1 pseudogene is annotated in these 421 nt (G+C 62.0%); it reads right to left on the bottom strand.

Features of this window, described 5'->3' with window-relative positions:
- Positions 1-421: pseudogene (locus A3754_RS19110) on the bottom strand (AMP-binding protein); the annotation flags it as partial.

Genomic DNA, 421 nt, shown 5'->3' with positions numbered 1-421 from the left:
CCGGCGCACCCACTGGCGTAATTCGTCATGCAGGGCATCGCTGGTGTGCTCGCCATCATTCAGGGTCACATAGACATAAATGCCCTGGCCCTTGATGTTATGGGGATAACCGACGACGGCGGCTTCGCACACCTTGGGGTGTGAGACCAGGGCGCTTTCCACTTCCGCGGTGCCCATGCGGTGGCCGGACACATTGATGACATCGTCCACGCGCCCGGTAATCCAGTAGTAGCCGTCTTCGTCACGGCGTGCTCCGTCACCGGTGCAGTAATAACCGGGGAAGCTGGTGAAGTAGGTTTGCACAAAACGCGGGTGATCGCCCCACAAGGTGCGGGCCTGGCCGGGCCAGCTATCGGCGATGACCAGGTTGCCCTCTGCAGCGCCGTGCAGCAGCTTGCCGTCGTTATCCACCAGTGCCGGC

It is taken from the genome of Alcanivorax sp. HI0083 (assembly GCF_001635175.1).
The sequence above is the reverse complement of the archived record's forward strand: the minus strand, read 5'-3'. Positions and strand labels throughout refer to the sequence as shown.